Genomic DNA, 25,096 nt, shown 5'->3' on the forward strand with positions numbered 1-25,096 from the left:
TATTAAAGGCGGAAAACGAGTTCAACCGGCGCGTCCTAATCGCATTAACAGAGAAATTCGCGCGCAAGAAGTTCGCCTAACCGGCGTCGATGGCGAGCAGATTGGTATTGTCAGTCTGAATGAAGCTCTTGAAAAAGCTGAGGAAGCGGGCGTTGATTTAGTAGAAATCAGCCCAAATGCCGAACCGCCAGTTTGTCGAATCATGGATTACGGCAAATTCCTCTACGAGAAGAGCAAGTCGACAAAAGAACAGAAGAAGAAGCAAAAAGTTATTCAGGTCAAGGAAATCAAATTCCGTCCTGGTACCGATGATGGCGACTATCAGGTCAAACTACGCAACCTGATTCGCTTTCTGGAAGATGGCGATAAAGCCAAAATCACCCTGCGTTTCCGTGGGCGTGAGATGGCGCACCAACAGATCGGTATGGAAGTGCTTAACCGCGTCCGTAAAGACCTGTGTGAAGATTCTGATCTGGCCATTGTCGAATCCTTCCCTACGAGGATCGAAGGCCGTCAGATGATCATGGTGCTCGCACCGAAGAAGAGGCAGTAAGGCTTCCAAGTAATAGAACCCACGCAGCGCTTGCGTTGTGTGGGCTTTATTCGCCTCACTGATTCGTTGTTTAACAATGCGAAGTGGATTTAATTAAAATGCCAAAGATTAAAACTGTACGTGGTGCAGCCAAGCGCTTCAAAAAAACCGGCAGCGGTGGTTTTAAGCGCAAGCATGCTAACCTGCGTCATATTCTGACCAAAAAAGCAACCAAGCGTAAACGTCACCTGCGTCCGAAAGGCATGGTGTCACAAAACGATCTTGGCCTGGTTATTGCGTGCCTTCCGTACGCATAAGCCATTTTTTTTGAATCTAGAATAAGACTTTAGGAGAGAGCATATGGCTCGCGTAAAACGTGGTGTAATTGCACGCGCACGTCACAAGAAAATTTTAAAACAAGCGAAAGGTTACTACGGTGCCCGTTCGCGCGTTTATCGTGTTGCCTTCCAGGCAGTAATCAAAGCAGGTCAGTATGCTTACCGTGACCGTCGTCAACGTAAGCGTCAGTTCCGTCAGCTGTGGATTGCACGTATCAACGCAGCTGCTCGTGTGAACGGCCTGTCTTACAGCAAATTCATTAACGGCTTGAAAAAAGCTTCTATTGAAATTGACCGTAAGATCCTGGCTGACATCGCAGTCTTCGACAAAGTGGCCTTTGGCGCACTGGTCGAGAAAGCGAAAGCAGCACTGGCGTAAGTCAGTTATTAAAGAGGGAGCTTGCTCCCTCTTTAATCTTTGTTTTCAGCTACGAATATTGACTTTTATTGACCGCCGCCGTATCACTGGTGGACAATCATCGACAAGGTAACGCAATCATGAACGCTGCTATTTTTCGTTTCTTTTTTTACTTTAGCGCCTGAACTCAGGAGGCTTTGCGCGTAAGAAAAGAAACGAAAAGTAGCGCCTAAGCCTCCCCTGTGGAGGCTTTTTTGTTTTTGGCCATCTCCAGTCATTGCCGGGCTATAACTTAAAATGCTTTGGAGATGCGCTGAAGGCGTGTTCGAATAATAGATAACAATTACTTAGAGCCATATCGGCCAGAGGAAGAGGAAAGCAATGCCACATCTCGCAGAGCTGGTTGCCAATGCCAAGGCAGCCGTAGAAGATGCCCAGGATGTTGCCGCGTTAGATTTGGTACGCGTCGAATATTTAGGCAAGAAAGGCCATTTTACCTTGCAGATGCAATCGCTGCGTGAAGTGCCGGCGGAAGATCGCCCGGCAGCCGGAGCGGTGATCAACCAGGCAAAACAGGCGGTGCAGGATGCGCTGAACGCGCGTAAGAACACGCTGGAGTCTGCCGCGCTGAATGAGCGTCTGGCCGCGGAAACCATCGACGTTTCCCTGCCGGGCCGTCGTATGGAAAACGGTGGGCTGCATCCGGTGACCCGCACCATCGACCGTATCGAAGCCTTCTTCGGCGAACTGGGTTTCTCCGTAGAGACCGGGCCTGAGATTGAAGACGACTATCATAACTTCGATGCGCTGAATATTCCGGGCCACCACCCGGCGCGCGCCGATCACGATACCTTCTGGTTCGACGCCACGCGTTTGCTGCGCACCCAGACTTCTGGCGTGCAGATCCGCACCATGAAGAACCAGCAGCCGCCAATCCGTATTATTGCGCCTGGCCGCGTTTACCGTAACGACTACGATCAGACGCACACCCCAATGTTCCATCAGATGGAAGGCCTGATTGTCGACAAAGACATCAGCTTCACCAACCTGAAGGGCACGTTGCATGATTTCCTGAATAACTTCTTTGAAGAAGATTTGCAGGTTCGTTTCCGTCCTTCTTACTTCCCGTTTACCGAACCTTCCGCTGAAGTGGATGTGATGGGCAAAAACGGCAAGTGGCTGGAAGTGCTGGGCTGCGGCATGGTTCACCCGAACGTGCTGCGCAATGTGGGTATCGATCCGGAAATTTACTCCGGCTTCGCTTTCGGTATGGGTATGGAGCGTCTGACGATGCTGCGTTACGGCGTCACCGACCTGCGTGCATTCTTCGAAAACGATCTGCGTTTCCTCAAACAGTTTAAGTAAGGCGGGAATATCACATGAAATTCAGTGAACTCTGGTTGCGCGAGTGGGTAAACCCGGCCATCAGCAGCGAAGCATTATCCGATCAAATCACCATGGCCGGCCTGGAAGTGGACGGGGTGGAACCGGTAGCCGGTGCTTTTAACGGCGTAGTTGTGGGCCATGTTGTTGAGTGCGGCCAGCACCCGAATGCCGACAAACTGCGTGTGACCAAGATCAACGTGGGCGGCGATCGCCTGCTGGATATCGTCTGTGGCGCACCAAACTGCCGCACCGGTCTGAAGGTAGCCGTTGCTACCGTCGGCGCAGTGCTGCCAGGCGATTTCAAAATCAAAGCGGCGAAACTGCGCGGTGAGCCTTCAGAAGGGATGCTTTGCTCGTTCTCCGAGCTGGGTATTTCTGATGATCACGACGGTATCATTGAGCTGCCGGAAGACGCGCCGATTGGCACCGATATCCGTGAATATCTGAAGCTGGATGACAACGCGATCGAAATCAGCGTAACGCCGAACCGTGCCGACTGCCTGGGTATTATCGGCGTGGCGCGCGATGTTGGGGTATTGAATCAGGTTGCTCTGACCGAGCCGGACATGAGCCCGGTGGCGGCCACCATTAATGATACGCTGCCGATCCGCGTCGATGCGCCTCAGGCGTGCCCGCGTTACCTTGGTCGCGTAGTGAAAGGCATCGACGTCAAGGCGGCCAGCCCGCTGTGGATGCGTGAGAAGCTGCGTCGTTGCGGTATCCGTTCTATTGATGCGGTAGTGGATGTTACCAACTACGTGTTGCTGGAACTGGGCCAGCCGATGCATGCCTTCGACCTGAACCGTATCGAAGGCGGTATCGTGGTGCGTATGGCGAGCGAAGGTGAAACCCTGACGCTGCTGGACGGCAACGAAGCCAAATTGAATGCTGATACTTTAGTGATTGCCGATCACCAGAAAGCTTTGGCGATGGGCGGTATCTTCGGTGGCGAACACTCCGGTGTGAATGAATCCACCCAGGACGTGCTGCTGGAATGTGCTTTCTTCAGCCCGCTGGCGATTACCGGCCGTGCACGCCGTCAAGGTCTGCATACGGATGCTTCCCACCGTTACGAGCGCGGTGTTGATCCTGCGCTGCAGTATAAAGCCATGGAGCGTGCGACTCGCCTGTTGATTGATATCTGTGGCGGTCAGGCCGGCCCGGTTATCGATGTGACCGCCGAAAGTGAGTTGCCAAAGCGTGCCACTATTACTTTGCGTCGTGAAAAGCTGGATCGCCTGATTGGCCACGTGGTGCCAAGCGAGCAGGTCAGCGACATTCTGCGTCGTCTGGGCTGCCAGGTCACCGAGCAGGGCGATAACTGGCTGGCGGTTGCGCCGAGCTGGCGTTTCGATATGGAAATCGAAGAAGATCTGGTGGAAGAAGTGGCGCGTGTTTACGGCTACAACAACATTCCTGACGTGCCGGTCCGTGCGGATCTGATCATGACCAAGCATCGCGAAGCGGATCTGACGCTGAAGCGTGTGAAAACCATGCTGGTCGATCACGGTTACCAGGAAGCCATCACCTACAGTTTCGTTGATCCTAAGGTACAGGCCTTGCTGCACCCGGGTGAAGAAGTGCTGATCCTGCCAAGCCCAATCTCGGTAGAGATGTCTGCGATGCGTCTGTCACTGTGGACCGGCTTGTTGTCCGCCGTGGTTTATAACCAGAATCGTCAGCAGACTCGTCTGCGCCTGTTTGAAAGCGGCCTGCGCTTTGTCCCTGATACTGCGGCAAATCTGGGTATCCGTCAGGACGTCATGCTGGCAGGGGTGATTGCGGGCCATACGCATGAAGAACATTGGGATCTGGCGCGTAAGCCAGTCGACTTCTATGATTTAAAAGGGGATCTGGAGTCTGTCCTGGAACTGACCGGTAAATTATCCGAAATTCAGTTCAAGGCAGAGGCTAATCCGGCCTTGCACCCAGGGCAAAGTGCAGCCATTTATTTCCAGGGCCAACGTGTCGGTTTCATCGGTGTGGTTCATCCGGAACTTGAGCGTAAACTGGATCTTAACGGCCGCACAGTGGTGTTCGAACTGGAGTGGGACAAGGTCGCAAGCCGCGCCGTGCCTCAGGCGCGGGAGATTTCTCGCTTCCCGGCAAACCGTCGCGATATCGCTGTTGTGGTGGCTGAAAACGTCCCCGCAGAAGATATTTTGGCAGAGTGTAAGAAAGTTGGCGCAAATCAGGTAGTTGGCGTAAACTTGTTTGATGTGTACCGTGGCAAGGGCGTGGCAGAGGGTTATAAGAGCCTGGCTATCAGTCTGGTATTGCAGGATACCGCTCGTACACTGGAAGAAGAGGAGATAGCCGTTACCGTTGCAAAATGTGTAGAGGCTCTAAAACAGCGATTCCAAGCATCCTTGAGGGATTGAACCTATGGCGCTTACTAAAGCTGAAATGTCAGAACACCTGTTTGAAAAGCTTGGGCTTAGCAAACGGGATGCCAAAGACCTGGTAGAACTGTTTTTCGAAGAGGTTCGTCGTGCTCTTGAAAACGGTGAGCAGGTTAAACTGTCAGGTTTTGGCAATTTTGATTTGCGTGACAAGAACCAACGTCCGGGGCGTAACCCGAAGACCGGCGAGGACATTCCGATTACGGCGCGCCGCGTGGTCACTTTCCGTCCAGGGCAAAAGCTGAAAAGTCGGGTAGAGAACGCAAGCCCGAAAGAGTAAGTTGCATGAAACCAAAAAAGGCCGCTTTTGCGGCCTTTTTCTTTTTAACGTTAGAGGTAAATTTCGGTTTATTCTTAAACGGCGGAAGAATAGATAATTCACTCAATAATATTGATGCCTGTAATGCACATTAAAATAATCTATTTCTTACGGATTATTCTTATGGCTATTTATTTTCTGACGGCGATAGAAATAAAACAGAGGCCGAGGCCCCTGTTGACTAATAATGATTGTAGTAGTGGCCCGGTCCGCCACCGCCACGGTGACCACCACCGTGAGGCCCGAAGCAGCAGGCGCTGAGCGCCACGGACAGTAGGGTGACGGTCAAAAAAAGTCCAATGCGTTTAATCATAATAGTATCTCTCTGATGGGTTGCAGATTAATTATAAAGACCAACAAGGCTTGCGGTATGTCAGCGATTCGTTAACGGTTGTTAGCGGCTATTTTATTCAAGCAATAAAAATAGAATGTATGGAATGTGTAAGAGAGATGAAAACGATCTGAAAATAGGCATTAGTGAGATAGGCGCAAAATAAACACACTGATATAACCCCCCTCAGCGAGAAAATAAAGTAGGAGCGAAAAATGAAAAAGATCCTGTTGCTGGTGTGTTTACCGCTGCTGCTGCCAGTAGCGGCGCAGGCGGATGTCTCGATTGATATCAACGTGCCGGGTGTTGCGGTGCATCTGGGGGATCAGGACCGACGGGGTTATTATTGGGATGGCTATGACTGGCGTCCGCCGCAGTGGTGGCATGAGCACCAGGGGCGCGGCAAGGGTGAACGCAATAATCGTGGCATGTACTGGGATGGTGGCCGTTGGCAATCTTCGCCACCGCGGGGTAACGAACACGGTGGCCCGGATCGCGGCGGCAACCCTTTCCACGGTGAGCGCGATAATCGTAACGACGGCAACCATCATGACAACGGCGGCCGCGACAATGGACGTGACCATGACAAGGGGCGCGGCAATGACAATGGTCAGGGTAAACCCTATCCGCAAAAGGGTAATGACCAGCGTCGATAATTGATTCAACGGCGGCTGGTTTTGCCATCACTTACGGGTGACTGGCAAGATCAGCTGCTGTTTTCCCGCGATTCTCCTGATGCAATGCTTTCCCTTCGGGCGTTAACCCCCTAATATTCGACCCAGACGTCAATATTCGGCCGCTGATCACGGCCCGCAGGGGATCTCCACGCCTATGCCAGCCAGCCAGACCTTTACCTTATTGCTGCACAAACAACGCCATCGCGATAAACGGCATCTGCTGTTGTTAACGCTGGGCGTTGCCGTGGCATTTGTTTTCAGCCTCAGCGCGGGCGACATTTGGCTTTGGCCATCACAGTGGTCGAGTGAAGCGGCGCAGCTGTTTGTCTGGCAATTACGCCTGCCACGTGCGCTGGCGGTAATGTTGGTGGGGGCCAGCCTGGCGGTGGCCGGGGCAGTGATGCAGGCATTGTTTGAAAATCCGTTGGCCGAACCGGGCTTGCTGGGTGTGGCAAACGGGGCCGGGGTGGCGTTGGTGCTCACGGTACTGCTGGGCAACGGCCTGCTGCCGGTGGCGCTGATGAGCCTGAGCGCCATTGCGGGCGCATTGCTCATGACCTTCTTGCTGCTGAGTTTTGCCCGCCGTAAGCGCCTGACCAATGCACGTCTACTGTTGGTAGGGGTTGCCTTGGGCATCGTGTGCAGCGCGGTAATGACCTGGGCGGTGTACTTCAGTTCCAGCCTGGATCTGCGCCAACTGATGTACTGGATGATGGGCGGTTTTGGCGGGGTTGACTGGCGGCAAAAATGGCTGGTACTGGCGCTGTTACCGGTATTGCTGTGGCTGTGTTGTCAGGGCAAGGCGCTAAACTTTATGGCATTGGGCGAGGTACAGGCGCGTCAGCTTGGGCTTTCACTGCATCTGTGGCGTAATCTCCTGGTGCTGGCGATCGGCTGGCTGGTGGGGGTGAGTGTGGCCCTGGCGGGGGTGATCGGCTTTGTCGGGCTGGTGATTCCGCATATGCTGCGCCTCAGTGGCCTGACGAATCAGCGTTATTTATTGCCCGGCTGTGCACTGGCCGGTGCCGGTGTGTTGCTGGCGGCCGATGTGGTGGCGCGTATTACACTATTGTCGGCTGAATTACCCATTGGGGTGGTCACCGCCACGCTGGGGGCACCGCTATTTATCTGGTTACTGACCCGGGTAAAAAGCGTAAGGTAGTTTCTCTGTTCACCTGCAAGTAAAACAAGAGGATAAGCTCCATGACTCAAGCGATTTATGACATTCCGCTGGACACTATCGAGAACCAATCCACCACGCTGGGCAAATATAAAGGCAGCGTGTTGCTGGTGGTGAATGTGGCTTCGGAGTGCGGTCTGACCAAGCAATATGAAGGGCTGGAAGCCTTATACGAAACCTACCGTGGGCAAGGGTTTGAAGTGCTGGGCTTTCCGTCCAACGAATTCCTCGGGCAGGAGCCGGGCAGCAACGAGGAGATCCTGGCATTTTGCCGCGGTACCTTTGGCGTTGAATTCCCGATGTTTGCCAAGCTTGAAGTGAACAGCGAGAACCGCCATCCGTTATATCAGGCGTTGATTGCCGCCGAGCCGCAAGCCGTGGCCCCGCAGGGCAGTGAGTTCCTGACGCGCATGAGCAGCAAGGGCCGGGCACCGAAGCAAACCGGCGACATTCTGTGGAACTTTGAAAAGTTCCTGATCGGCCGTGATGGCAAGGTGATCCAACGTTTCTCTCCGGACACCACGCCGGAAGATCCTGCACTGGTGGCCGCCGTCAAACAGGCGTTGGCCGAATAATAAACAAGGAGCGGTGATCCATAATGCTGCAACTCAGTCAGGTTGGGGTAGAAGGGCGTCTGGCCCCATTTTCAGCACAGGTCGATGCTGGGTTGCAGTTTCACCTTATTGGTCCGAACGGTGCCGGTAAAAGTACACTGTTGGCGCGGCTGGCGGGCATATTGCCCGGTACGGGAGAGATCCTGCTGGCCGGGCAGCCGTTGGGGGGTTACCAGGGCAATGAACTGGCGCTGCGCCGTGCCTATCTCTGCCAGCAACAGCCGCCGGTGGCGCTGATGCCGGTTTTCCAGTATCTGGAGCTGCACCGGCCTGCAGGGGCCACTGAGCAGGCGCTGGAGAGCACCATTGTGTATTTGTGCCAGCGCTTGAAACTGACGGACAAGCTGTCGCGTATGTTGACGCAGTTGTCCGGCGGTGAATGGCAACGGGTACGGCTGGCGGCGGTATTGCTGCAGGTTTGGCCGACGGTCAACCCCCATAGCCAACTGTTGCTGCTGGATGAACCGACCAATAGCCTGGATGTGGCGCAGAAGGTGGCGCTGGATCGGCTGTTGCGAGAGTTTTGTCAGAGTGGACGTAGCGCATTGGTTTGCGCGCACGACCTTAACCATACCTTACAGCAGGCCGATCGGGTTTGGTTACTGCATGCCGGGCGGCTGGTTGCGCAGGGAACCACCAGGGAAGTGATGGAGCCGGTACTGCTTTCACAGATTTATGACGTGGATTTTCACCTGCAGGCGGTGGGCGACCAACGCTGGATTATGACCAAAACGGCATGATGGGTTAGTGCATTGAAAATGCACTATAAACGAAAATTAAACGGACCTGATATAAATAGCCGGGTAAGCACCGGCTTTATTTCCCACCTTTCCTCAAAACCCTCCTATCAATCTTGAAAACCGTCGCTGACGTGCTACGCTAATTTAGTTCAAACATAATAAGTAAATAATTACATATAGCTATAACTAATTGATTCTATAATCAATTTAATTTAATGATGATGGCCCCCGCAGATCAGGCAGTTAGCTGATAATTAATCACACCTTAAGGTTTAGTTAAGCTTGCGGCCGTACATTGGCAGTTAATCCACCAGGAACGATTCTCTCTGGCGTTTAATATTCGTTAAATAAAAGAGATCTACAGTGTCATTAAAGAAATTTGATACGTTTGGGGTTAACTATGGATCAATTTTTACCTTTCTCACGCCCGGCGATTGGCGATGAAGAAATCGCGGCGGTAGAAAAGGTATTGCGCTCAGGTTGGATCACCACCGGGCCGCAAAATCAGCAGTTGGAAAGTGAGTTCTGCGCCACCTTCGGTTGTAAACACGCCATTGCCGTCTGTTCCGCTACTGCGGGTATGCATATTACCCTGATGGCACTGAACATTGGCCCGGGTGACGAAGTGATCACCCCTTCACAAACCTGGGTTTCTACCCTCAACATGATCGAATTGCTTGGCGCAACGCCGGTGATGATTGACGTTGACCGTGATACGTTGATGGTCAGCGCCAGCGATGTTGAAGCCGCTATCACTGCCAAAACCAAAGCCATTGTCCCGGTGCATTATGCCGGCGCGCCACTGCAGATGGATGCATTGCGTGAAGTGGCTACACGCCACAACCTTCCCCTGATTGAAGATGCTGCTCATGCGGTAGGCTCCCGTTACAACGGTGAGTGGGTGGGCGCGCGCGGCACGGCAATTTTCTCATTCCACGCGATTAAAAACCTGACCTGTGCCGAAGGCGGCCTGATTGCTACCGACGACGACGAACTGGCCGATCGCCTGCGTTGTCTGAAGTTCCACGGCCTGGCCGTTGATGCCTTTGACCGCCAGCAACTGGGGCGTAAGCCGCAGGCCGAAGTGGTGGAGCCAGGCTACAAATACAATCTCTCCGATATCCATGCGGCCATCGCCGTGGTGCAACTGGGCCGTCTGCCGCAGCTTAACGCTCGCCGCAAGGTGCTGGCTGAGCGTTACCTCCGCGCTCTGGAAGGGTCACCTTTCCTGCCGCTGGGGCTGCCTGATTACCCGCATGACCATGCCTGGCATCTGTTTATGGTACGCGTCGACGCCGAACGCTGTGGCATCGATCGTGACCAACTGATGGAGCGCCTGAAAGAAGTGGGCATCGGTACCGGCCTGCATTTCCGCGCCGCCCATACCCAGAAATATTACCGTGAGCGCTATCCGCAGTTGTCCTTGCCCAATACCGAATGGAACTCGGCGCGCCTGTGCACCTTGCCGCTGTTCCCTGATATGACCGACGCCGATGTTGATCGCGTGGTTAAAGCCTTGTCTTCTGTTGTGGAGTCGCTACGTGTCTCGCGTTGAACCGATAAAAAAAGTTTCGGTGGTGATCCCGGTATACAACGAGCAGGAAAGTTTGCCTGCCTTGCTTGAACGTACCACCGCCGCCTGTAAAAAACTGACCCAAGCTTATGAAATTATCCTGGTCGATGACGGCAGCAGCGACAATTCTGCCGATATGCTGACCGCCGCCGCCGAACAGCCGGGTAGCTGTGTGATTGCCGTGTTGCTGAACCGCAATTATGGCCAGCACTCGGCAATCATGGCGGGCTTCAATCAGGTGAGCGGCGATCTGGTGATTACGCTGGATGCCGATTTACAAAACCCGCCGGAAGAGATCCCGCGTCTGGTCCAGGTGGCGGAAGAGGGTTATGACGTGGTGGGTACCGTGCGTGCCAATCGTCAGGACTCCTGGTTCCGTAAAAGCGCCTCGCGCATCATTAATATGATGATCCAACGCGCCACCGGTAAATCGATGGGGGATTACGGCTGCATGTTGCGCGCCTATCGTCGTCACATTATTGAGGCGATGCTGAACTGTCACGAACGCAGCACCTTTATTCCGATCCTGGCGAATACCTTCGCCCGCCGCACCACTGAAATTGACGTGCTGCACGCCGAACGTGAGTTTGGTGATTCCAAATATAGCCTGATGAAGCTGATTAATCTGATGTATGACCTGATCACCTGCCTGACCACGACGCCGTTGCGTTTGCTCAGCGTGGTGGGCAGCGTGGTGGCGCTTTCCGGCTTTGTGCTGGCGGTGCTGTTGATCGCCCTGCGTTTGATTATGGGGCCTGAATGGTCGGGCGGCGGGGTATTCACCCTGTTTGCCGTGTTATTTACTTTTATCGGTGCTCAGTTTGTCGGCATGGGCCTGTTGGGAGAGTACATCGGTCGCATCTACACCGACGTGCGTGCTCGTCCCCGTTATTTTGTTCAGAAAGTGGTCGGTGAACAACCGAATCACAATACTCAGGAAGAAGAATAATGAAAGCTATCGTATTTGCTTACCATGATATTGGCTGCGCGGGTCTGAAAGCGTTGACTGACGCGGGCTATGATGTTCAGGCGGTATTCACGCATACCGACGATCCTGGTGAGAACAACTTTTTCTCCTCTGTGGCCCGTCTGGGTGCAGAATTGGAGTTACCGGTCTATGCGCCGGAAGACGTTAACCATCCGCTGTGGATCGAGCGTATTCGCCAGATGCAGCCGGACGTTATCTTCTCATTCTATTACCGTAACCTGCTGAGCGAAGAGCTGCTGTCCCTGGCACCGAAAGGCGGCTTTAACCTGCATGGCTCACTGTTGCCGCGTTACCGTGGTCGCGCACCGGTGAACTGGGCGCTGGTGAATGGCGAAACCGAAACCGGTGCCACGCTGCATAAAATGGTCAAACGCCCGGATGCCGGCGATATTGTTGGCCAGCAAAAGGTGGCGATAGCTGCCGGCGACACCGCGCTGACGCTGCACAAAAAAGTGCTGGAAGCGGCGCAGGTGTTGCTGAAGCAGGAATTGCCAAAGCTGAAAAACGGCACCGCCTCTTTCACGGCGCAAAACGAAGCCGATGCCAGCTATTTTGGTCGTCGCACCGCGGCTGACGGTGAAATCCTGTGGCATAAATCCGCGCAGGAAATTAACAACCTGATCCGCGCAGTGACCGAACCTTACCCTGGTGCTTTCAGCTACCTGGGTCAGCGTAAACTGATCGTCTGGCGCGCTCGTGTGCTGGATACCCAGCATGACAAGCAGCCGGGTACCGTGCTCAGCACCTCTCCGCTGATCATTGCCTGTGGTGAAGGTGCACTGGAAATTGTTGCCGGCCAAAACGATGTCGGCCTGTATGTGCAAGGCAGCCGTCTGGCGCAGGAAATGGGCATCGTTACCGATGTCCGTTTGGCCGCTAAACCTAACGCAGTGATGAAACGCAGAACCCGCGTACTGATCCTCGGTGTGAACGGCTTTATCGGTAACCACCTGACCGAACGCCTGCTGCGTGATGACCGTTACGATATCTACGGTCTGGATATCGGCTCTGATGCCATCAGCCGTTTCCTGGGTAACCCGCGCTTCCACTTTGTGGAAGGGGATATCAGCATTCACTCCGAGTGGATCGAGTATCACATCAAGAAATGCGACGTGATCCTGCCGCTGGTAGCTATTGCCACGCCGATCGAATACACCCGCAACCCACTGCGCGTGTTCGAGCTGGATTTCGAAGAAAACCTGAAAATCGTTCGTGACTGCGTGAAATACAACAAGCGCATTATCTTCCCGTCCACTTCCGAAGTGTACGGCATGTGTGACGACAAGGAATTCGACGAAGATCACTCACGCCTGATCGTCGGGCCGATCAACAAACAGCGCTGGATTTACTCGGTGTCCAAGCAGTTGCTGGACCGGGTGATCTGGGCCTACGGTGCCAAGGAAGGGCTGAAGTTTACCCTGTTCCGTCCGTTTAACTGGATGGGCCCACGTCTGGATAACCTGGACGCCGCGCGTATCGGTTCTTCCCGTGCCATCACCCAGCTGATCCTCAACCTGGTGGAAGGCTCGCCGATCAAACTGATGGACGGTGGGGCGCAAAAACGCTGCTTTACCGATATCAACGACGGTATCGAGGCGCTGTTCCGCATTATCGAAAACCGTGACGGCCTGTGCGATGGCCAGATCGTCAACATCGGTAACCCGACCAACGAGGCCAGCATCCGTGAACTGGCGGAAATGCTGCTCGAAAGCTTCAATAACCATCCGCTGCGCGATCGCTTCCCGCCGTTTGCCGGCTTTAAGGATGTTGAAAGCAGTAGCTACTACGGCAAAGGTTATCAGGACGTCGAGCACCGTACGCCAAGCATCAAGAATGCCCGCCGCCTGCTGGATTGGCAGCCGACCATCGCGATGCAGCAAACCGTTGCCGACACGCTGGATTACTTCCTGCGCACTACCGTTCAGGAAGGCGATGGTGCATGAAGAAAGTCGGTCTGCGAGTTGATGTAGATACCTTCAGCGGTACCCGGGAAGGGGTGCCGCAGTTGCTGGAGCTGTTTGACAAGTACAATATTCAGGCCAGTTTCTTCTTCAGCGTAGGACCGGACAATATGGGGCGCCATCTGTGGCGCCTTTTGCGTCCGAAATTCCTGTGGAAAATGCTGCGCTCGAATGCCGCATCGCTGTATGGCTGGGATATTCTGCTGGCCGGCACCGCCTGGCCGGGGCGCAATATTTCCCGCACTCTGGGGCCGTTGATGAAGCTCACTGCGCAGGCCGGGCATGAGGTAGGGCTGCACGCCTGGGATCATCAGGGGTGGCAGGCCAAGGTCGGCCGGTGGTCTGAGGCGCAGCTGACGCAACAGGTTCAGCTTGGGGTGGATGCGTTGTCAGCCAGTACCGGCCAGCCGGTCAAATGCTCGGCGGTTGCCGGTTGGCGTGCCGATACGCGGGTGTTGGAGGTGAAGCAGCGTTTTGGTTTTCACTACAACAGCGACTGTCGTGGTACCCATCCTTTCCGTCCGCTGTTAAGCGATGGTCGTCTGGGCACCGTGCAGATCCCGGTCACGTTACCCACCTTTGATGAGGTGATTGGCAGTGAAGTCAGTATGGCTGACTTCAACGATTACATTCTGCGGGCGATTGAAAACGATCGCGGCGTGCCGGTGTACACCATTCACACAGAAGTGGAAGGGATGTCACAGGCCGCTATGTTTGAACAGTTACTGCAACGTGCGCAACGGCAGGGCATAGAATTCTGCCCGTTAAGCGCTTTGTTGCCTCAAGATTTGGCGTCATTGCCATTGGGCCGCGTCGAGCGTGCTCCTTTCCCTGGCCGCGAAGGTTGGCTGGGTTGTCAAACCGATGTGAAGGACGATTCATGAAGGCGCTAAAAGGATCCTGGGCCATCTTGTTGGCCATTTTTTTTGCTCTGGTTTACCTGATCCCACTTAACGGTCGCCTGCTGTGGCAACCGGACGAAACTCGCTACGCCGAGATTAGCCGAGAAATGCTGCAACGCGGCGACTGGGTGGTGCCGAACTTGCTTGGCCTGCGCTATTTCGAAAAACCGGTCGCCGGTTATTGGATCAACAACATCAGCCAATGGCTGTTTGGTGATACCAACTTTGCGGTGCGCTTTGGTTCGGTATTCAGCACCGGCATGACGGCGCTGCTGGTGTTTGCACTGGCGATGCTGATGTGGCGCAATGCCAACCGTGCCTGCCTGGCTGTGTTGATTTTCCTGTCGATGGTGCTGGTATTCAGCATCGGCACCTACAGCGTATTGGACCCGATGATCTCGTTGTGGTTGGCCGCTGCGATGGTCAGCTATTACCTGACGCTGAAAGCCACCACGGCCAAAGGCAAACTTGGCGGCTACGTGCTGTTGGGGCTGGCCTGCGGTATGGGCTTTATGACCAAGGGATTTCTGGCGCTGGCGGTGCCGGTGATTGCGGTGCTCCCGATTGTCATTCAGCAGCGACGCATCAAGGACTTGCTGATCTACGGCCCGGTAGCGATCCTGGTGGCGGTGCTGCTGAGTTTGCCGTGGGCGCTTGCCATTGCACAACGTGAGCCGGATTTCTGGAACTACTTCTTCTGGGTGGAGCACATTCAACGTTTCGCCGAGGATAATGCACAACACAAAGAGCCGTTCTGGTATTACATCCCGATTCTGATGGCGGCGGTATTGCCATGGTTGGCACTGTTGCCGGGCGCATTGGTGAAGGGCTGGCGTGAGCGCGTGCAACGGCCGGAGTTATTTTTCCTGCTGAGTTGGGTGGTGATGCCACTGATCTTCTTTAGCATTGCCAAGGGTAAGCTACCGACTTATATCTTGCCGTGCATGGCACCGTTGGCATTGTTGATGGCGGTTTACGCCGAGGATTATGCGACGGCGCTGCGCAGCAAGGTATTCAAGGTTAACGCAGTATTAAATGGCCTGTTTGGTCTGATCGGCGTGGTGGCACTGTTGGTTATTGGCGCAGGGTTGCTACCAAAGGTGCACTTGTTTAGCTCGCAGGAATGGCCGAAAATTGTTATCGGTATTATCGCCTTTGCCGGCTGGTTGTTGTTTGCCGTGGTCTCGGTGCGTAATCATGGGCAGCGTTGGCGCTGGGCGGCGGCTTGTCCGTTGTTGCTGTGTTTGCTGATCGGTTACGCTATCCCACAACAGGTGACCGACTCCAAACTGCCGCAAAACTTTATTCGGGTGAATATGGCCGAGTTAAATCACAGTCGCTATGTGCTGACCGACAGCGTGGGCGTTGCCGCGGGGTTGGCCTGGGAATTGAAACGCAGCGACGTACTGATGTTTAACCAGAAGGGGGAGGTGTCCTATGGTTTGGAGTATCCGGATGCTCGTAGCCATTTCATCAGCGACGGCGATTTCCCGCAGTGGCTGGCCCAGGCACGCAAACAGGGTGATGTCTCACTGGTATTGCAGCTGTCGCGTGGCGAAAGTATCGATCAGCAAGACTTGCCGGCAGCGGATAAGGTGCAAGTGATGAACCGTCTGGCATTGTTCTGGTACTCTCAGCAGCCATGATTATCGGCTATTTGTTGGTGATTGTGGTCAGCCTGCTCACCTGTGGTGGGCAGCTGTGCCAGAAACAGGCGGCCCAGAGCTGGCAGTTACCCCCCGACGTCAGACGTGGGGTAACGCTGCGTTGGTTAGCGCTGGCCGTATTGCTGTTGGGGCTGGGCATGGCGGTGTGGCTCAATGTGCTGCAGCGTTTGCCTCTTAGCCTGGCCTACCCGACGCTCAGCATAAATTTTGTGCTGGTGACGCTCGCTGCCCGTTGGCTGTTTAAAGAACCCACTACCGCACGTCACTGGTGTGGAGTGGCTTCGATCATGCTGGGGATCCTGTTGATGAGTATCAATCCATGAGAGGTTACGCCTGGGGCGCGGCCAGCGTGCTGTTGGTCACGTTGGCGCAGTTACTGATGAAGTGGGGCATGGCCCAGATCCCATTGATGTCGTTTGCCGACGTCACGCTTAACCTGTTTATCCAGTACTGGTTGCCCTTACTGACGGTCAGCGGCGGTATTTTCGGTTACGCGTTGTCCATGCTGTGCTGGTTCTTCGCGCTGCACCATTTACCACTCAACCGGGCTTATCCGTTGCTGAGCGTGAGTTATGCGCTGGTGTACCTGGCGGCGGTGATCCTGCCCTGGTTTAACGAATCCGCCACGTTGCTGAAAACGTTGGGTACGCTGTTTATCCTGTTTGGCGTGTGGCTGATTAACAGTCAGGCCAAGGTAAAAACGCCCGAATAGTGCAAAAACCGGCGTCAATTCGATTATCTCCTTCAGCACGCTTGCCTTTTTCCCCCGCTGGGGGATAAATTAGCCCAAAATAGCGCTCACCTTATTTGGTGCCGGCTTTGCCTCGCAGGCGGTAAGCTTACCGGACGGCATGATGCGGCAATCTGTTCAATGAAGGGATATTATGCGGATGCGTATTTGGTTTTTATTAGCCAGTTTAATTCTTGCCGGTTGCAGCAGCCATGCGCCACCGCCAAGCGGCCGATTGTCGGACTCTATCGTGGTTGTCGCACAATTAAATGAGCAACTGCGTCAATGGTACGGTGCTCCCTATCGCTATGGCGGCTTGGATCGCGGCGGCGTCGACTGTTCCGGATTCGTTTATCGCACCTTCAGCGATCGTTTCGATATGCAATTGCCACGTTCCACGGAGGCGCAAACCTCGCTGGGGACCAAAGTGTCGCGCGATGAGTTAATGCCCGGCGACCTGGTGTTTTTCAAAACCGGTGGCGGTGAGAACGGTTTGCATGTGGGCATTTATGACACCAACGATCAGTTTATCCACGCCTCAACCAGCCGTGGGGTGATGCGCTCTTCACTGAATAACGTCTACTGGAAGAAGGTCTACTGGCAGGCGCGCCGCATTTAGTCTTAACCCTTTGATTTGGTGTATCATGGCGGCATCACGTCCTTAACGGTGACCGCCATGAATAACTTACGCCTACTGATTTCCGACTCCTACGATCCCTGGTTCAATCTGGCCGTGGAAGAGTGCATCTTCCGCGAAATGACCACGCAGAAAATTCTGTTCTTATGGCGCAATGCCGAAACCGTGGTGATTGGTCAGTCACAAAACCCGTGGAAAGAGTGCAACACCCGCCGGATGGAGCAGGACGGTATTCGCCTGGCGCGGCGCAGCAGCGGCGGTGGAGCGGTATTTCACGATCTCGGTAATACCTGTTTTACCTTTATGGCGGGCAAACCCGGTTACGATAAAACCGTCTCCACCGGCATCATTCTGCAAGCGCTGGCTCAACTGGGCATTACGGCCACCGCATCGGGACGCAATGATCTGGTGATTGATACCGCAGAGGGCGTGCGTAAAATTTCCGGCTCGGCCTACCGGGAAACCCAGGATCGCGGATTCCACCATGGCACACTATTGTTGAACGCCGATCTCAACCGTCTGGCGGATTACCTTAATCCGGACCCAAAAAAGTTGCAGGCCAAGGGCATTACTTCGGTGCGGTCGCGGGTTGCCAATCTGGCGGAGTTTAAACCCGATATCAGCCACCAACAGGTGTGCGACGCGGTGACTCAGGCGTTCTTTGAGCACTATGGTGAAACCGCCAAAGCGGAAATCATTTCTCCGGATGTTTACCCGGATCTGCCGGATTTTGCCACTCAGTTCGCCAAACAAAGCAGCTGGGAATGGAATTTCGGTAAGGCACCGGCATTCAGTCATTTGCTGAATGAGCGGTTTGTCTGGGGTGGGGTGGATATCTTCTTTGACGTAGAGAAGGGCTTGATCTGTCGGGCACAGATTTTCACCGACAGTCTCAGTCCGGCGCCGTTGCAACGGTTGGCCGAGATGCTGGTGGGTTGTGCCTATCGCAGTGAGACGCTGGCTAATTGCTGCGACACCTTGATTGCGCAGTTCCCAGAACAGGCCGCTGAATTAACCGAACTACGGCAATGGCTGCTTGAAACGATCAAATAACGTTCGGATCCTGAATGTTCCGGGATGAGGTGACTCATCCCTTTTTTATGCCACGAGTTTGCTCCTTCTTTCCTGACGTTATCCTTTTGTGTAAAAAATGCAGTGAAAACACCGAGGTAGCATAACTTCCCCAAAAAGCAAGGTGAGCATTTTTTTACTGATTCAATGCAAAGAATAACGCGAAGAATTGATGCGTTATTAAATTTAATCAGTTGAGACCACTTCATCGTACATGAGTTCGGGGTGAGGATTTGATATTTATCATCCAATAGGAATTTCTTTAATTAAAACAATGGCGATAAGTCAAATTTTCAGAATTACCCTATTCCATAAGCTAAATATGACTTAAATTCATGCCTGGCACTCTATTTTTTGCCTTAAGCCAAATCGTTTTTGACGCTGCGTTCTGTCTGGTCAATATAGCTTTAATCTATCAATTAAATGATAAATTATCACTGGCTGCATTGATATTTCCGATTAATCCCACAGGGATTGATCGATAAAATATATTGATATACGATGAGATGTTCGCCATTCAGCCTATGGCACTGAAATGAAAATCCAATTCGAAGCTGACTTTATTAGTAGCTATGTTTTTCAACCTGTTTACTCAATGGAGGGCAGGCTGTTGGCGGTGGAAATTTTGAACCGTTTTAATAGTCTGGACGGTGATTTGGCGATGCCGGCTGACATTGGGATCAATTTATTGACCCCCGAGCAAAGGATTGAGTTATTTAATGAGCAATTGAGTTTGGCAGAACAGAACGCCGCCTGGTTTGTCGAGAATGGCGTGCTGTTGACCCTTAATGTTGAAGAATCCCTGGTCGATTTGATTCTCTCTGACGCTCAATTGTGTGAGCGCATCAGACAGTGGTCATTTATTGCCTTTGAAATCAGCGAAGGTTTTCCGAATCTTTCAGCAGGAAAAAACAATGCAAAGATCCGTCAGCTTAGCGAGATGTTCTCACTGTGGCTGGATGACTTTGGTTCCGGCCAGGCGACCCTGACCGCATTGTATGATGGATTATTCGACTACGTGAAAATCGATAAGCGTTTTTACTGGCAGTTGTTTAACCATCAGGGTTATGACGTAGTGTTCGACTCGCTATTAAAGAATATCAATCTGCTGTGCAAGGGGGTGATCGTCGAAGGAATAGAGAAGGAGGAATATTTTAATAAGCTCAGACACGCCGGCGTTTTTGGTCTGCAAGGTTTTTTATGGCCCAGCGTTGGTGTGGATAATCTGGCGGTGTTACGGGTAACGCCCGATGAGTTCAATAACAATAATTGACAGTACTTACTACACACAATGGGGCCAATAATGGACTGGATGATGTTTGCTGTGATTCCTGCGCTGTTATTCATCATGATTTTCTCGCTGATAAAGTATTTTATCTATCAGCGCAAAAGGGCTTTTAAGCCATATCGGCATAAACGTTGAATCATGCGCATCTGTCCTGGTTTCAGGCAGATGCGTTCTCCCTGCATTTCCTCTGTGTTAATCGCCACGCCCAAGCTCTACACTAGGTGGAACGGAGGGCCTATGCCGCAGTTTGAAAACGCTTACCACCAACAGTTAACCGGTTTTTATACCGAATTGAACCCCACGCCGCTGCAGGGCACCCGGCTGCTGTATCACAGCGAGCCGCTGGCCCGAGAACTGGGGTTGGACGAAAGCTGGTTTACCCAGGATAAAACCCCGATTTGGGCGGGTGAAACGCTGCTGCCGGGCATGCGCCCGCTGGCCCAGGTGTACAGTGGCCACCAGTTCGGCGTCTGGGCCGGGCAATTGGGTGACGGTCGCGGCATTCTGCTGGGTGAACAACGACTGGCCGATGGCCGCAGCATGGACTGGCACCTGAAAGGCGCAGGCCTGACGCCGTATTCGCGTATGGGCGACGGCCGTGCGGTCCTGCGCTCGGTGATCCGCGAGTTCCTGGCCTCCGAGGCACTGCATCATCTGGGTATTCCAACTACGCGCGCGCTGACCATCGTCACCAGTGAGCAACCTGTCTACCGTGAACAACCGGAGCGCGGTGCAATGCTATTGCGCGTAGCGGAAAGCCACGTGCGCTTCGGCCATTTTGAACATTTTTACTACCGTAAGCAGCCGGAACAGGTTCAGCAGTTGGCCGATTTTGTTATTGCCCGCCACTGGCCGCAGTTTCAAGATCAGAGTGATGGCTATCTGCAGTGGTTTACCGACGTGGTTGAACGCACCGCGCGGTTGATTGCTCATTGGCAGACCGTTGGTTTTGCTCATGGCGTAATGAACACCGATAACATGTCGATCCTGGGTATTACCATCGACTACGGCCCGTACGGTTTCCTCGACGACTACAAACCCGACTACATCTGCAACCATTCGGATCACCAGGGGCGTTACGCCTATGATAATCAGCCGGCGGTGGCGCTGTGGAACCTCCACCGGCTGGCGCAGACCCTGTCCGGGCTGATGAGTACCGAACAGCTGCAGAACGCGCTGGCGGCCTATGAACCGGCCCTGATGCAGGCTTATGGCGAACAGATGCGTGCCAAGCTCGGTTTCTTCACTCAGTCTTCGCAAGATAACAGCCTGCTGACCGGGTTGTTGAGCCTGATGGCGCAAGAGGGACGAGACTACAGCCGCACCTTCCGTCTGCTGAGCCAGACGGAGCAGCAACAGGCGCAGTCACCGTTGCGGGATGAATTTATTGATCGCGCCGCGTTTGACGGCTGGTACCAGCAGTACCGTCAGCGCTTGCAGCAAGAGCAGGTGAGTGATGCCGAACGGCAACAGGCGATGAAGGCGGTGAACCCGAAGCTGATCCTGCGCAACTATCTGGCGCAACAGGCGATTGAAAGCGCCGAACAGGATGATGTCAGTAAGCTGGCTCGCCTGCATCAGGCATTGCTGACGCCGTTTGCCGACAAACCGGAGTATGACGATCTCGCCGCGTTGCCGCCGGATTGGGGCAAACATCTGGAGATCTCCTGTTCGAGCTGATAGGTGATAGAAGATGACGGGTGCGGCCTGCCGCACCCGCTATAGTCCTATTGACGCAAATACACCTGCGGCAGCGCCACTTCCGGGTGGTGAACCACTCCCAGATCCGCCTGATACCAACGGGTGAGAATATCCGCCTGCAACACTTCCTGCGGCGTGCCCGTAGCGACCAATTGCCCCTGATGCAGCAATAAAATACGGTCCGCGTACAGTGCGGCCAGATTGAGATCGTGCAATACACAGCACACCGCAATTGGCTGTTGCCGCGTCAGCGTGCGCAGCAGCCTCAGCGTATGTTGCTGGTGGTAAAGATCCAGCGCCGAGGTCGGTTCGTCGAGAAACAGCCAGGCCGGAGTGGGCTGCGGTTGCCAAAGCTGTGCCAGCACGCGGGCAAGCTGTACCCGTTGTTGTTCGCCACCGGAAAGTTGCCGATAATCGCGCTGGGCCAATTCGAGACAGTCGGTTTGCGCCATCACTTGCTGCACCGCCTGCTGTGCGTCGCGCTTACCGTGGGGCGCGCGACCCATACTGACCACTTCCTCGACGGTAAAGGGAAAGGCCAGATCGCTGTGCTGGCGCATTACCGCGCGCACTTTCGCCAACTGTTGCGGCTGCCACTGTTCCAGCGGTCGGCCAAGCAACTGGCATTCACCACAGCCCGGCTGAAGATAACCGGTTAACAGACGCAGTAACGTCGACTTGCCCGCGCCGTTCGGCCCGATAATTGCCACCATTTCGCCGCTGGCGATACTGAGTGACACGTCACTGATCAGCCGACGTGAACCCAGGCTGTAGCGTAATTGCTGCGCCGTCAGGCTTGATGAGTTATCCACCCATGCGCTCCCGCTGGCGCATCACCAGCCATAAAAAGTAAGGCCCGCCGATCAGGCTGGTCATCAAGCCGACCGGCATTTCTGCCGGTGCCACCAGGGTGCGCGCCAGCGTATCGCTGACCAACAGCAGACAGGCGCCACCGAGTGCAGAGCAGGGCAGCAGCCAGCGATGGTCGCCACCGAGGCGCATACGTACCAGATGTGGCACCACCAGCCCGATAAAACCAATCACGCCGCTCATCGCCACTGCCGCACCAATCAACAATGCGCTTAACAGCAGCAGTTGCAGCTTGGCCCGCTGAACATTCACCCCCAGGTAGTGCGCCTCTTCATCGCCCAGTTGCAGCAGGTTCAGGCGGCGCGCCTGTAATAGCGTCAGCAGGGTGGCCGGCAGGATCAGCGAGGCGGAAACCACCAACGTTGGCCACTGGGATTGGCTCAGACTGCCCATCATCCACAGTGAAAACTGGCGCAGTTGCTGGTCGCTACTGAGATAAGACAACACGCCAATCGCCGCCATGCACAGGGCGTTGATGGCGATACCTGCCAGCAACAGGCGTGACAGGCTGCCGTGACCGCTGCGGCTGATGCCGTAGATCAACAGCGATACCAACATGCTGCCGAGGAACGCCGCCAGCATATGGCCATACAAAGCGATCACCGGTGGCAGGGCCAGTGGCATAACGATAATCAGCGCAACAAACAGCGCGCCGCCGCTGCTGATACCCAGCAGGCTGGGATCGGCCAATGGGTTACGAAACAACCCTTGCATCACGGCACCAGACACCGCCAACGCACAGCCTATCACCACCGCCAGCAGTACGCGCGGCAGGCGGATGTTCAGCCAAATATGCCAGGCTGTGTCGCTAAAGGGCTGTTGCCACAGGGTGCGGAACGACAGTGTCAGCGCACCCAGATTGGCGGCGCCCAGCGCCAACAACATCAGCAGCACCAGCAGACCGGTGATTGCCAGACGGGGGGAGGTGCGACTGCGCATTACTTTTGCTCCGCCGCATGACGCAGTGCGGCCAGCGCGGCCGGAGTTTCCAGCCCAAAGCCCAGCAACGCCATATCGTCAACCACCAGTACGCGCTGCTGTTTGCCCGCCGGGGTGAGTGCGATACCCGGCAATTTCCACAGCTGCTGCGGGCCGCCGAGAGTTTTCATGCCGTCAGTAGTGATCAACAGCAGGTCGGGCGCGCTGGCGATCACGCCTTCCTGCGACAGTGGGCGATAGCGGCTGAACCCTTGCATGGCATTCTTCAGACCCGCCGCGGTAATGATCGCATCGGCGGCGGTATGTTGCCCGGCGGCCATCGGTGTAAGACCGCCGTGACTCATGACGAACAATACCCTGACCGGCAGCGCATCGGTTTTCACTGCCGCCAGTTGCTGCTGGTAGCGGGTGCTTAACTGCTTCCCCTGGTCGACTCGCTGTAACGCATTGGCGATCACGCCGATTTTTTCCGGCACGCTCTGCAAGGTAGTATCGCCGGGAATGCGCACCACTTTAACGCCGCTTTCTTCCAGCTGTTTGAGCACCAGCGCCGGTTCGGCCAACTCGGTGGTCAGCACCAACGTGGGTTTCAGCGCCAGAATACCTTCGGCATTGAGCTGGCGCATGTAACCGACATCCGGCAACTTTTTAACCGCTTGCGGCTGCAGGCTGGTGCTGTCTCGTGCTATCACTTCATCGCCCGCGCCCAGAGCGAAGGCAATTTCGGTGACGTCACCGCCTATCGAGACAATACGTTCCGCCGCCGCAGCGGTGAACGGCAACGCCAGCGTTATGCAAAACGCCAGACGACGGGTCAATGAGGGTTTCATGCGGCAATGTCCTTGGGTTCAAGCGCGGCGACCTGCTCACGCCACTGGGTTTGTTCCGGCTGCCCTTCGGTGCGTTGGCCATAGAGCTGGGCGATCTGTGTGCCGTCGGCGGCGAACAGTTCCAGGCTGGTGACAAAGCCGTCTTTGGTCGGCTTGCGGGTGATCCAGCTTTCGGCGATCGCGTCTTCGATCAGGTGCAGGGTGAAACGGCGGTTAAACACGTTGATCCAGCCTTCCTGCGGCATCAGACGTTCAATCTGGCCGGTGAAGATCTGCACGCAGCCGCGGTTGCCGACAAAAATCATGATCTCGTTCTGCAGGCCCATCGCGGCGTTAAGCAATTGGTTCAGGGCGCTGTTATCGACCCGATAGGCCAAATCGTTACCGACGGCGCGGAAGGCTTGCTGACGCGTCAGTTTATTGCGGCCCAGCAACTGGAAGAACTGGTGAACGTCGGTCATTGCACGCCATTCCTGGTCGATCTTGTCGGCATCCGGCGATGTAGTATTGACCGTGGCGTCTGCCGGTTGCAGCGCCAGCTCTGGGTTTTCTGCGTTCAGGTGGCGTTCAACCAGCGCCATCCAGGCCGGCAGATCGGTTTCATCGGTGGTGTACACCTTATGCAGTGCGTCACCCTGATGATCGAAGAACTGAATGCTGTGACGTACGCCGCGCTTATTGGTTTCGCTCATGGCGAAAGCGCTGGCCCACTGATTGAGGAACAGGCGCAGATCCAGCTCACGCGGATTGAGGATCAGCCCGGCGTGGCCGTTCAGGTGCTGGTTGCGGTAACGGCCCATTTGCTCGTGCACCGCGTAGCTGTTGCGGGTGATGGATTTGGTCACGCCAACCTGCTCAAGTTCGGTCAGCAGGGTACGGGCGTCTGCCTGCAGGCGACGGGTATCCTGACCGACGCGGGCATGGGTCAGTTCCGCTTCGCTGACGCCAAGCAGCTCAGCCAGATCGCGCGCATATTTGCCCGGGTTATCGATTTTTGCCTGTTGGTAGCGTGCGTATAGGGTATTGCTCATAGGGTGTTCTCCTGCGTGAGGTTCAATCGAC

Annotated in this window: 27 protein-coding genes and 1 other annotated feature; of the genes, 23 read left to right on the forward strand and 4 right to left on the reverse strand. The window is 54.7% G+C overall.

The window, feature by feature from the left end:
• Position 1 precedes the first annotated feature (1 nt).
• From infC to NHG65_RS11480, 23 genes are all read left to right on the forward strand, one after another.
• On the forward strand, positions 2-553 hold the full coding sequence (gene infC, locus NHG65_RS11370) for a translation initiation factor IF-3 (protein ID WP_013812633.1): 552 nt from the start codon (positions 2-4) through the stop codon (positions 551-553).
• Between the two features lie 98 nt (positions 554-651).
• Positions 652-849, forward strand: coding sequence for a 50S ribosomal protein L35 (gene rpmI / locus NHG65_RS11375; protein ID WP_085116448.1), 198 nt, complete (start codon positions 652-654; stop codon positions 847-849).
• 43 nt (positions 850-892) lie between these two features.
• On the forward strand, positions 893-1,249 hold the full coding sequence (gene rplT / locus NHG65_RS11380) for a 50S ribosomal protein L20 (RefSeq protein ID WP_004943595.1): 357 nt from the start codon (positions 893-895) through the stop codon (positions 1,247-1,249).
• Positions 1,250-1,364: 115 nt separating this feature from the next.
• Positions 1,365-1,487: a sequence feature (Phe leader region), on the forward strand.
• On the forward strand, positions 1,369-1,413 hold the full coding sequence (gene pheM, locus NHG65_RS11385) for a pheST operon leader peptide PheM (RefSeq protein WP_106120997.1): 45 nt from the start codon (positions 1,369-1,371) through the stop codon (positions 1,411-1,413). It overlaps the preceding feature by 45 nt.
• A gap of 122 nt (positions 1,488-1,609) precedes the next feature.
• The gene (pheS, locus tag NHG65_RS11390) at positions 1,610-2,593 is read left to right on the forward strand and encodes a phenylalanine--tRNA ligase subunit alpha (protein ID WP_085116449.1); all 984 of its coding nucleotides are present in this window, start codon (positions 1,610-1,612) and stop codon (positions 2,591-2,593) included.
• Positions 2,594-2,607: 14 nt separating this feature from the next.
• Entirely contained in the window at positions 2,608-4,995 is a 2,388-nt protein-coding gene (gene pheT / locus NHG65_RS11395; RefSeq protein WP_207977132.1) for a phenylalanine--tRNA ligase subunit beta, read from the forward strand.
• A gap of 4 nt (positions 4,996-4,999) precedes the next feature.
• The gene (gene ihfA / locus NHG65_RS11400; RefSeq protein WP_004943604.1) at positions 5,000-5,296 is read left to right on the forward strand and encodes an integration host factor subunit alpha; all 297 of its coding nucleotides are present in this window, start codon (positions 5,000-5,002) and stop codon (positions 5,294-5,296) included.
• Between the two features lie 5 nt (positions 5,297-5,301).
• A complete protein-coding gene (locus NHG65_RS11405; RefSeq protein WP_255409048.1) occupies positions 5,302-5,430 on the forward strand; it encodes a hypothetical protein in 129 nt (42 codons plus the stop codon).
• A 451-nt stretch (positions 5,431-5,881) separates the two neighbouring features.
• Entirely contained in the window at positions 5,882-6,322 is a 441-nt protein-coding gene (locus NHG65_RS11410) for a DUF2502 domain-containing protein (RefSeq protein ID WP_207977130.1), read from the forward strand.
• A 175-nt stretch (positions 6,323-6,497) separates the two neighbouring features.
• A complete protein-coding gene (gene btuC / locus NHG65_RS11415) occupies positions 6,498-7,505 on the forward strand; it encodes a vitamin B12 ABC transporter permease BtuC (RefSeq protein WP_099065537.1) in 1,008 nt (335 codons plus the stop codon).
• Positions 7,506-7,546: 41 nt separating this feature from the next.
• Positions 7,547-8,098, forward strand: a complete 552-nt coding sequence (locus tag NHG65_RS11420) for a glutathione peroxidase (protein WP_112347556.1) — start codon at positions 7,547-7,549, stop codon at positions 8,096-8,098.
• Between the two features lie 23 nt (positions 8,099-8,121).
• On the forward strand, positions 8,122-8,877 hold the full coding sequence (btuD, locus tag NHG65_RS11425; protein WP_099065539.1) for a vitamin B12 ABC transporter ATP-binding protein BtuD: 756 nt from the start codon (positions 8,122-8,124) through the stop codon (positions 8,875-8,877).
• 400 nt (positions 8,878-9,277) lie between these two features.
• A complete protein-coding gene (arnB, locus tag NHG65_RS11430) occupies positions 9,278-10,432 on the forward strand; it encodes a UDP-4-amino-4-deoxy-L-arabinose aminotransferase (RefSeq protein ID WP_099065540.1) in 1,155 nt (384 codons plus the stop codon).
• Entirely contained in the window at positions 10,419-11,399 is a 981-nt protein-coding gene (gene arnC / locus NHG65_RS11435; protein ID WP_099065541.1) for an undecaprenyl-phosphate 4-deoxy-4-formamido-L-arabinose transferase, read from the forward strand. Before arnB ends, arnC begins: the two co-directional genes overlap by 14 nt.
• A complete protein-coding gene (arnA, locus tag NHG65_RS11440) occupies positions 11,399-13,381 on the forward strand; it encodes a bifunctional UDP-4-amino-4-deoxy-L-arabinose formyltransferase/UDP-glucuronic acid oxidase ArnA (protein ID WP_261426776.1) in 1,983 nt (660 codons plus the stop codon). The genes arnC and arnA overlap by 1 nt, the downstream gene beginning before the upstream one ends.
• Positions 13,378-14,283: a 4-deoxy-4-formamido-L-arabinose-phosphoundecaprenol deformylase gene (gene arnD, locus NHG65_RS11445; RefSeq protein ID WP_219016039.1), complete on the forward strand. Its 906-nt coding sequence runs from the start codon at positions 13,378-13,380 to the stop codon at positions 14,281-14,283. The genes arnA and arnD overlap by 4 nt, the downstream gene beginning before the upstream one ends.
• Positions 14,280-15,947 carry a lipid IV(A) 4-amino-4-deoxy-L-arabinosyltransferase gene (gene arnT, locus NHG65_RS11450; protein ID WP_499183359.1) on the forward strand — a complete coding sequence of 556 codons (1,668 nt, stop codon included), beginning with the start codon at positions 14,280-14,282 and terminating at the stop codon, positions 15,945-15,947. The genes arnD and arnT overlap by 4 nt, the downstream gene beginning before the upstream one ends.
• Positions 15,944-16,291 (forward strand): 4-amino-4-deoxy-L-arabinose-phosphoundecaprenol flippase subunit ArnE, encoded by a 348-nt coding sequence (gene arnE, locus NHG65_RS11455; protein WP_099065545.1) that lies wholly within the window; start codon positions 15,944-15,946, stop codon positions 16,289-16,291. Before arnT ends, arnE begins: the two co-directional genes overlap by 4 nt.
• Positions 16,288-16,680 (forward strand): 4-amino-4-deoxy-L-arabinose-phosphoundecaprenol flippase subunit ArnF, encoded by a 393-nt coding sequence (arnF, locus tag NHG65_RS11460; RefSeq protein WP_112347550.1) that lies wholly within the window; start codon positions 16,288-16,290, stop codon positions 16,678-16,680. Before arnE ends, arnF begins: the two co-directional genes overlap by 4 nt.
• 172 nt (positions 16,681-16,852) lie before the next feature.
• Positions 16,853-17,317 carry an NlpC/P60 family protein gene (locus tag NHG65_RS11465; RefSeq protein WP_099065547.1) on the forward strand — a complete coding sequence of 155 codons (465 nt, stop codon included), beginning with the start codon at positions 16,853-16,855 and terminating at the stop codon, positions 17,315-17,317.
• Positions 17,318-17,374: 57 nt separating this feature from the next.
• Positions 17,375-18,388 carry a lipoate--protein ligase gene (gene lplA, locus NHG65_RS11470; protein ID WP_219016042.1) on the forward strand — a complete coding sequence of 338 codons (1,014 nt, stop codon included), beginning with the start codon at positions 17,375-17,377 and terminating at the stop codon, positions 18,386-18,388.
• A gap of 553 nt (positions 18,389-18,941) precedes the next feature.
• Entirely contained in the window at positions 18,942-19,679 is a 738-nt protein-coding gene (locus NHG65_RS11475) for an EAL domain-containing protein (protein WP_099065549.1), read from the forward strand.
• Positions 19,680-19,931: 252 nt separating this feature from the next.
• Positions 19,932-21,374 (forward strand): protein adenylyltransferase SelO, encoded by a 1,443-nt coding sequence (locus NHG65_RS11480; protein WP_099065550.1) that lies wholly within the window; start codon positions 19,932-19,934, stop codon positions 21,372-21,374.
• A 47-nt stretch (positions 21,375-21,421) separates the two neighbouring features.
• Here the strand turns inward: NHG65_RS11480 and NHG65_RS11485 are convergent, their stop codons facing one another.
• From NHG65_RS11485 to NHG65_RS11500, 4 genes are read right to left on the reverse strand one after another with little or no spacing between them, the layout of a single operon-like run.
• Complete coding sequence (locus NHG65_RS11485; protein ID WP_099065551.1) at positions 21,422-22,207, reverse strand: heme ABC transporter ATP-binding protein; 786 nt, start codon at positions 22,205-22,207, stop codon at positions 21,422-21,424.
• Complete coding sequence (locus NHG65_RS11490) at positions 22,200-23,204, reverse strand: FecCD family ABC transporter permease (protein ID WP_099065552.1); 1,005 nt, start codon at positions 23,202-23,204, stop codon at positions 22,200-22,202. Before NHG65_RS11490 ends, NHG65_RS11485 begins: the two co-directional genes overlap by 8 nt.
• Entirely contained in the window at positions 23,204-24,034 is an 831-nt protein-coding gene (locus NHG65_RS11495) for a heme/hemin ABC transporter substrate-binding protein (protein WP_283603105.1), read from the reverse strand. The genes NHG65_RS11490 and NHG65_RS11495 overlap by 1 nt, the downstream gene beginning before the upstream one ends.
• Positions 24,031-25,065 carry a hemin-degrading factor gene (locus NHG65_RS11500; RefSeq protein ID WP_283603107.1) on the reverse strand — a complete coding sequence of 345 codons (1,035 nt, stop codon included), beginning with the start codon at positions 25,063-25,065 and terminating at the stop codon, positions 24,031-24,033. The genes NHG65_RS11495 and NHG65_RS11500 overlap by 4 nt, the downstream gene beginning before the upstream one ends.
• Between the last annotated feature and the right edge of the window lie 31 nt (positions 25,066-25,096).

Source organism: Serratia myotis, assembly GCF_027474885.1.
GTDB classification, from domain to species: Bacteria; Pseudomonadota; Gammaproteobacteria; order Enterobacterales; family Enterobacteriaceae; genus Serratia; species Serratia proteamaculans.

Coding starts and splice junctions, on each gene's coding strand:
- btuD (WP_099065539.1), top strand. CDS start 8,122: ATGCTGCAACTCAGTCAGGTTGGGGTAGAAGGGCGTCTGGCCCCATTT.
- NHG65_RS11490 (WP_099065552.1), bottom strand. CDS start 23,204: ATGCGCAGTCGCACCTCCCCCCGTCTGGCAATCACCGGTCTGCTGGTG.
- NHG65_RS11405 (WP_255409048.1), top strand. CDS start 5,302: ATGAAACCAAAAAAGGCCGCTTTTGCGGCCTTTTTCTTTTTAACGTTA.
- pheT (WP_207977132.1), top strand. CDS start 2,608: ATGAAATTCAGTGAACTCTGGTTGCGCGAGTGGGTAAACCCGGCCATC.
- NHG65_RS11475 (WP_099065549.1), top strand. CDS start 18,942: ATGAAAATCCAATTCGAAGCTGACTTTATTAGTAGCTATGTTTTTCAA.
- NHG65_RS11465 (WP_099065547.1), top strand. CDS start 16,853: ATGCGGATGCGTATTTGGTTTTTATTAGCCAGTTTAATTCTTGCCGGT.
- arnA (WP_261426776.1), top strand. CDS start 11,399: ATGAAAGCTATCGTATTTGCTTACCATGATATTGGCTGCGCGGGTCTG.
- NHG65_RS11410 (WP_207977130.1), top strand. CDS start 5,882: ATGAAAAAGATCCTGTTGCTGGTGTGTTTACCGCTGCTGCTGCCAGTA.
- NHG65_RS11480 (WP_099065550.1), top strand. CDS start 19,932: ATGCCGCAGTTTGAAAACGCTTACCACCAACAGTTAACCGGTTTTTAT.
- NHG65_RS11420 (WP_112347556.1), top strand. CDS start 7,547: ATGACTCAAGCGATTTATGACATTCCGCTGGACACTATCGAGAACCAA.
- NHG65_RS11495 (WP_283603105.1), bottom strand. CDS start 24,034: ATGAAACCCTCATTGACCCGTCGTCTGGCGTTTTGCATAACGCTGGCG.
- pheS (WP_085116449.1), top strand. CDS start 1,610: ATGCCACATCTCGCAGAGCTGGTTGCCAATGCCAAGGCAGCCGTAGAA.
- rplT (WP_004943595.1), top strand. CDS start 893: ATGGCTCGCGTAAAACGTGGTGTAATTGCACGCGCACGTCACAAGAAA.
- arnB (WP_099065540.1), top strand. CDS start 9,278: ATGGATCAATTTTTACCTTTCTCACGCCCGGCGATTGGCGATGAAGAA.
- btuC (WP_099065537.1), top strand. CDS start 6,498: ATGCCAGCCAGCCAGACCTTTACCTTATTGCTGCACAAACAACGCCAT.
- rpmI (WP_085116448.1), top strand. CDS start 652: ATGCCAAAGATTAAAACTGTACGTGGTGCAGCCAAGCGCTTCAAAAAA.
- ihfA (WP_004943604.1), top strand. CDS start 5,000: ATGGCGCTTACTAAAGCTGAAATGTCAGAACACCTGTTTGAAAAGCTT.
- arnT (WP_499183359.1), top strand. CDS start 14,280: ATGAAGGCGCTAAAAGGATCCTGGGCCATCTTGTTGGCCATTTTTTTT.
- arnF (WP_112347550.1), top strand. CDS start 16,288: ATGAGAGGTTACGCCTGGGGCGCGGCCAGCGTGCTGTTGGTCACGTTG.
- NHG65_RS11500 (WP_283603107.1), bottom strand. CDS start 25,065: ATGAGCAATACCCTATACGCACGCTACCAACAGGCAAAAATCGATAAC.
- lplA (WP_219016042.1), top strand. CDS start 17,375: ATGAATAACTTACGCCTACTGATTTCCGACTCCTACGATCCCTGGTTC.
- arnD (WP_219016039.1), top strand. CDS start 13,378: ATGAAGAAAGTCGGTCTGCGAGTTGATGTAGATACCTTCAGCGGTACC.
- arnE (WP_099065545.1), top strand. CDS start 15,944: ATGATTATCGGCTATTTGTTGGTGATTGTGGTCAGCCTGCTCACCTGT.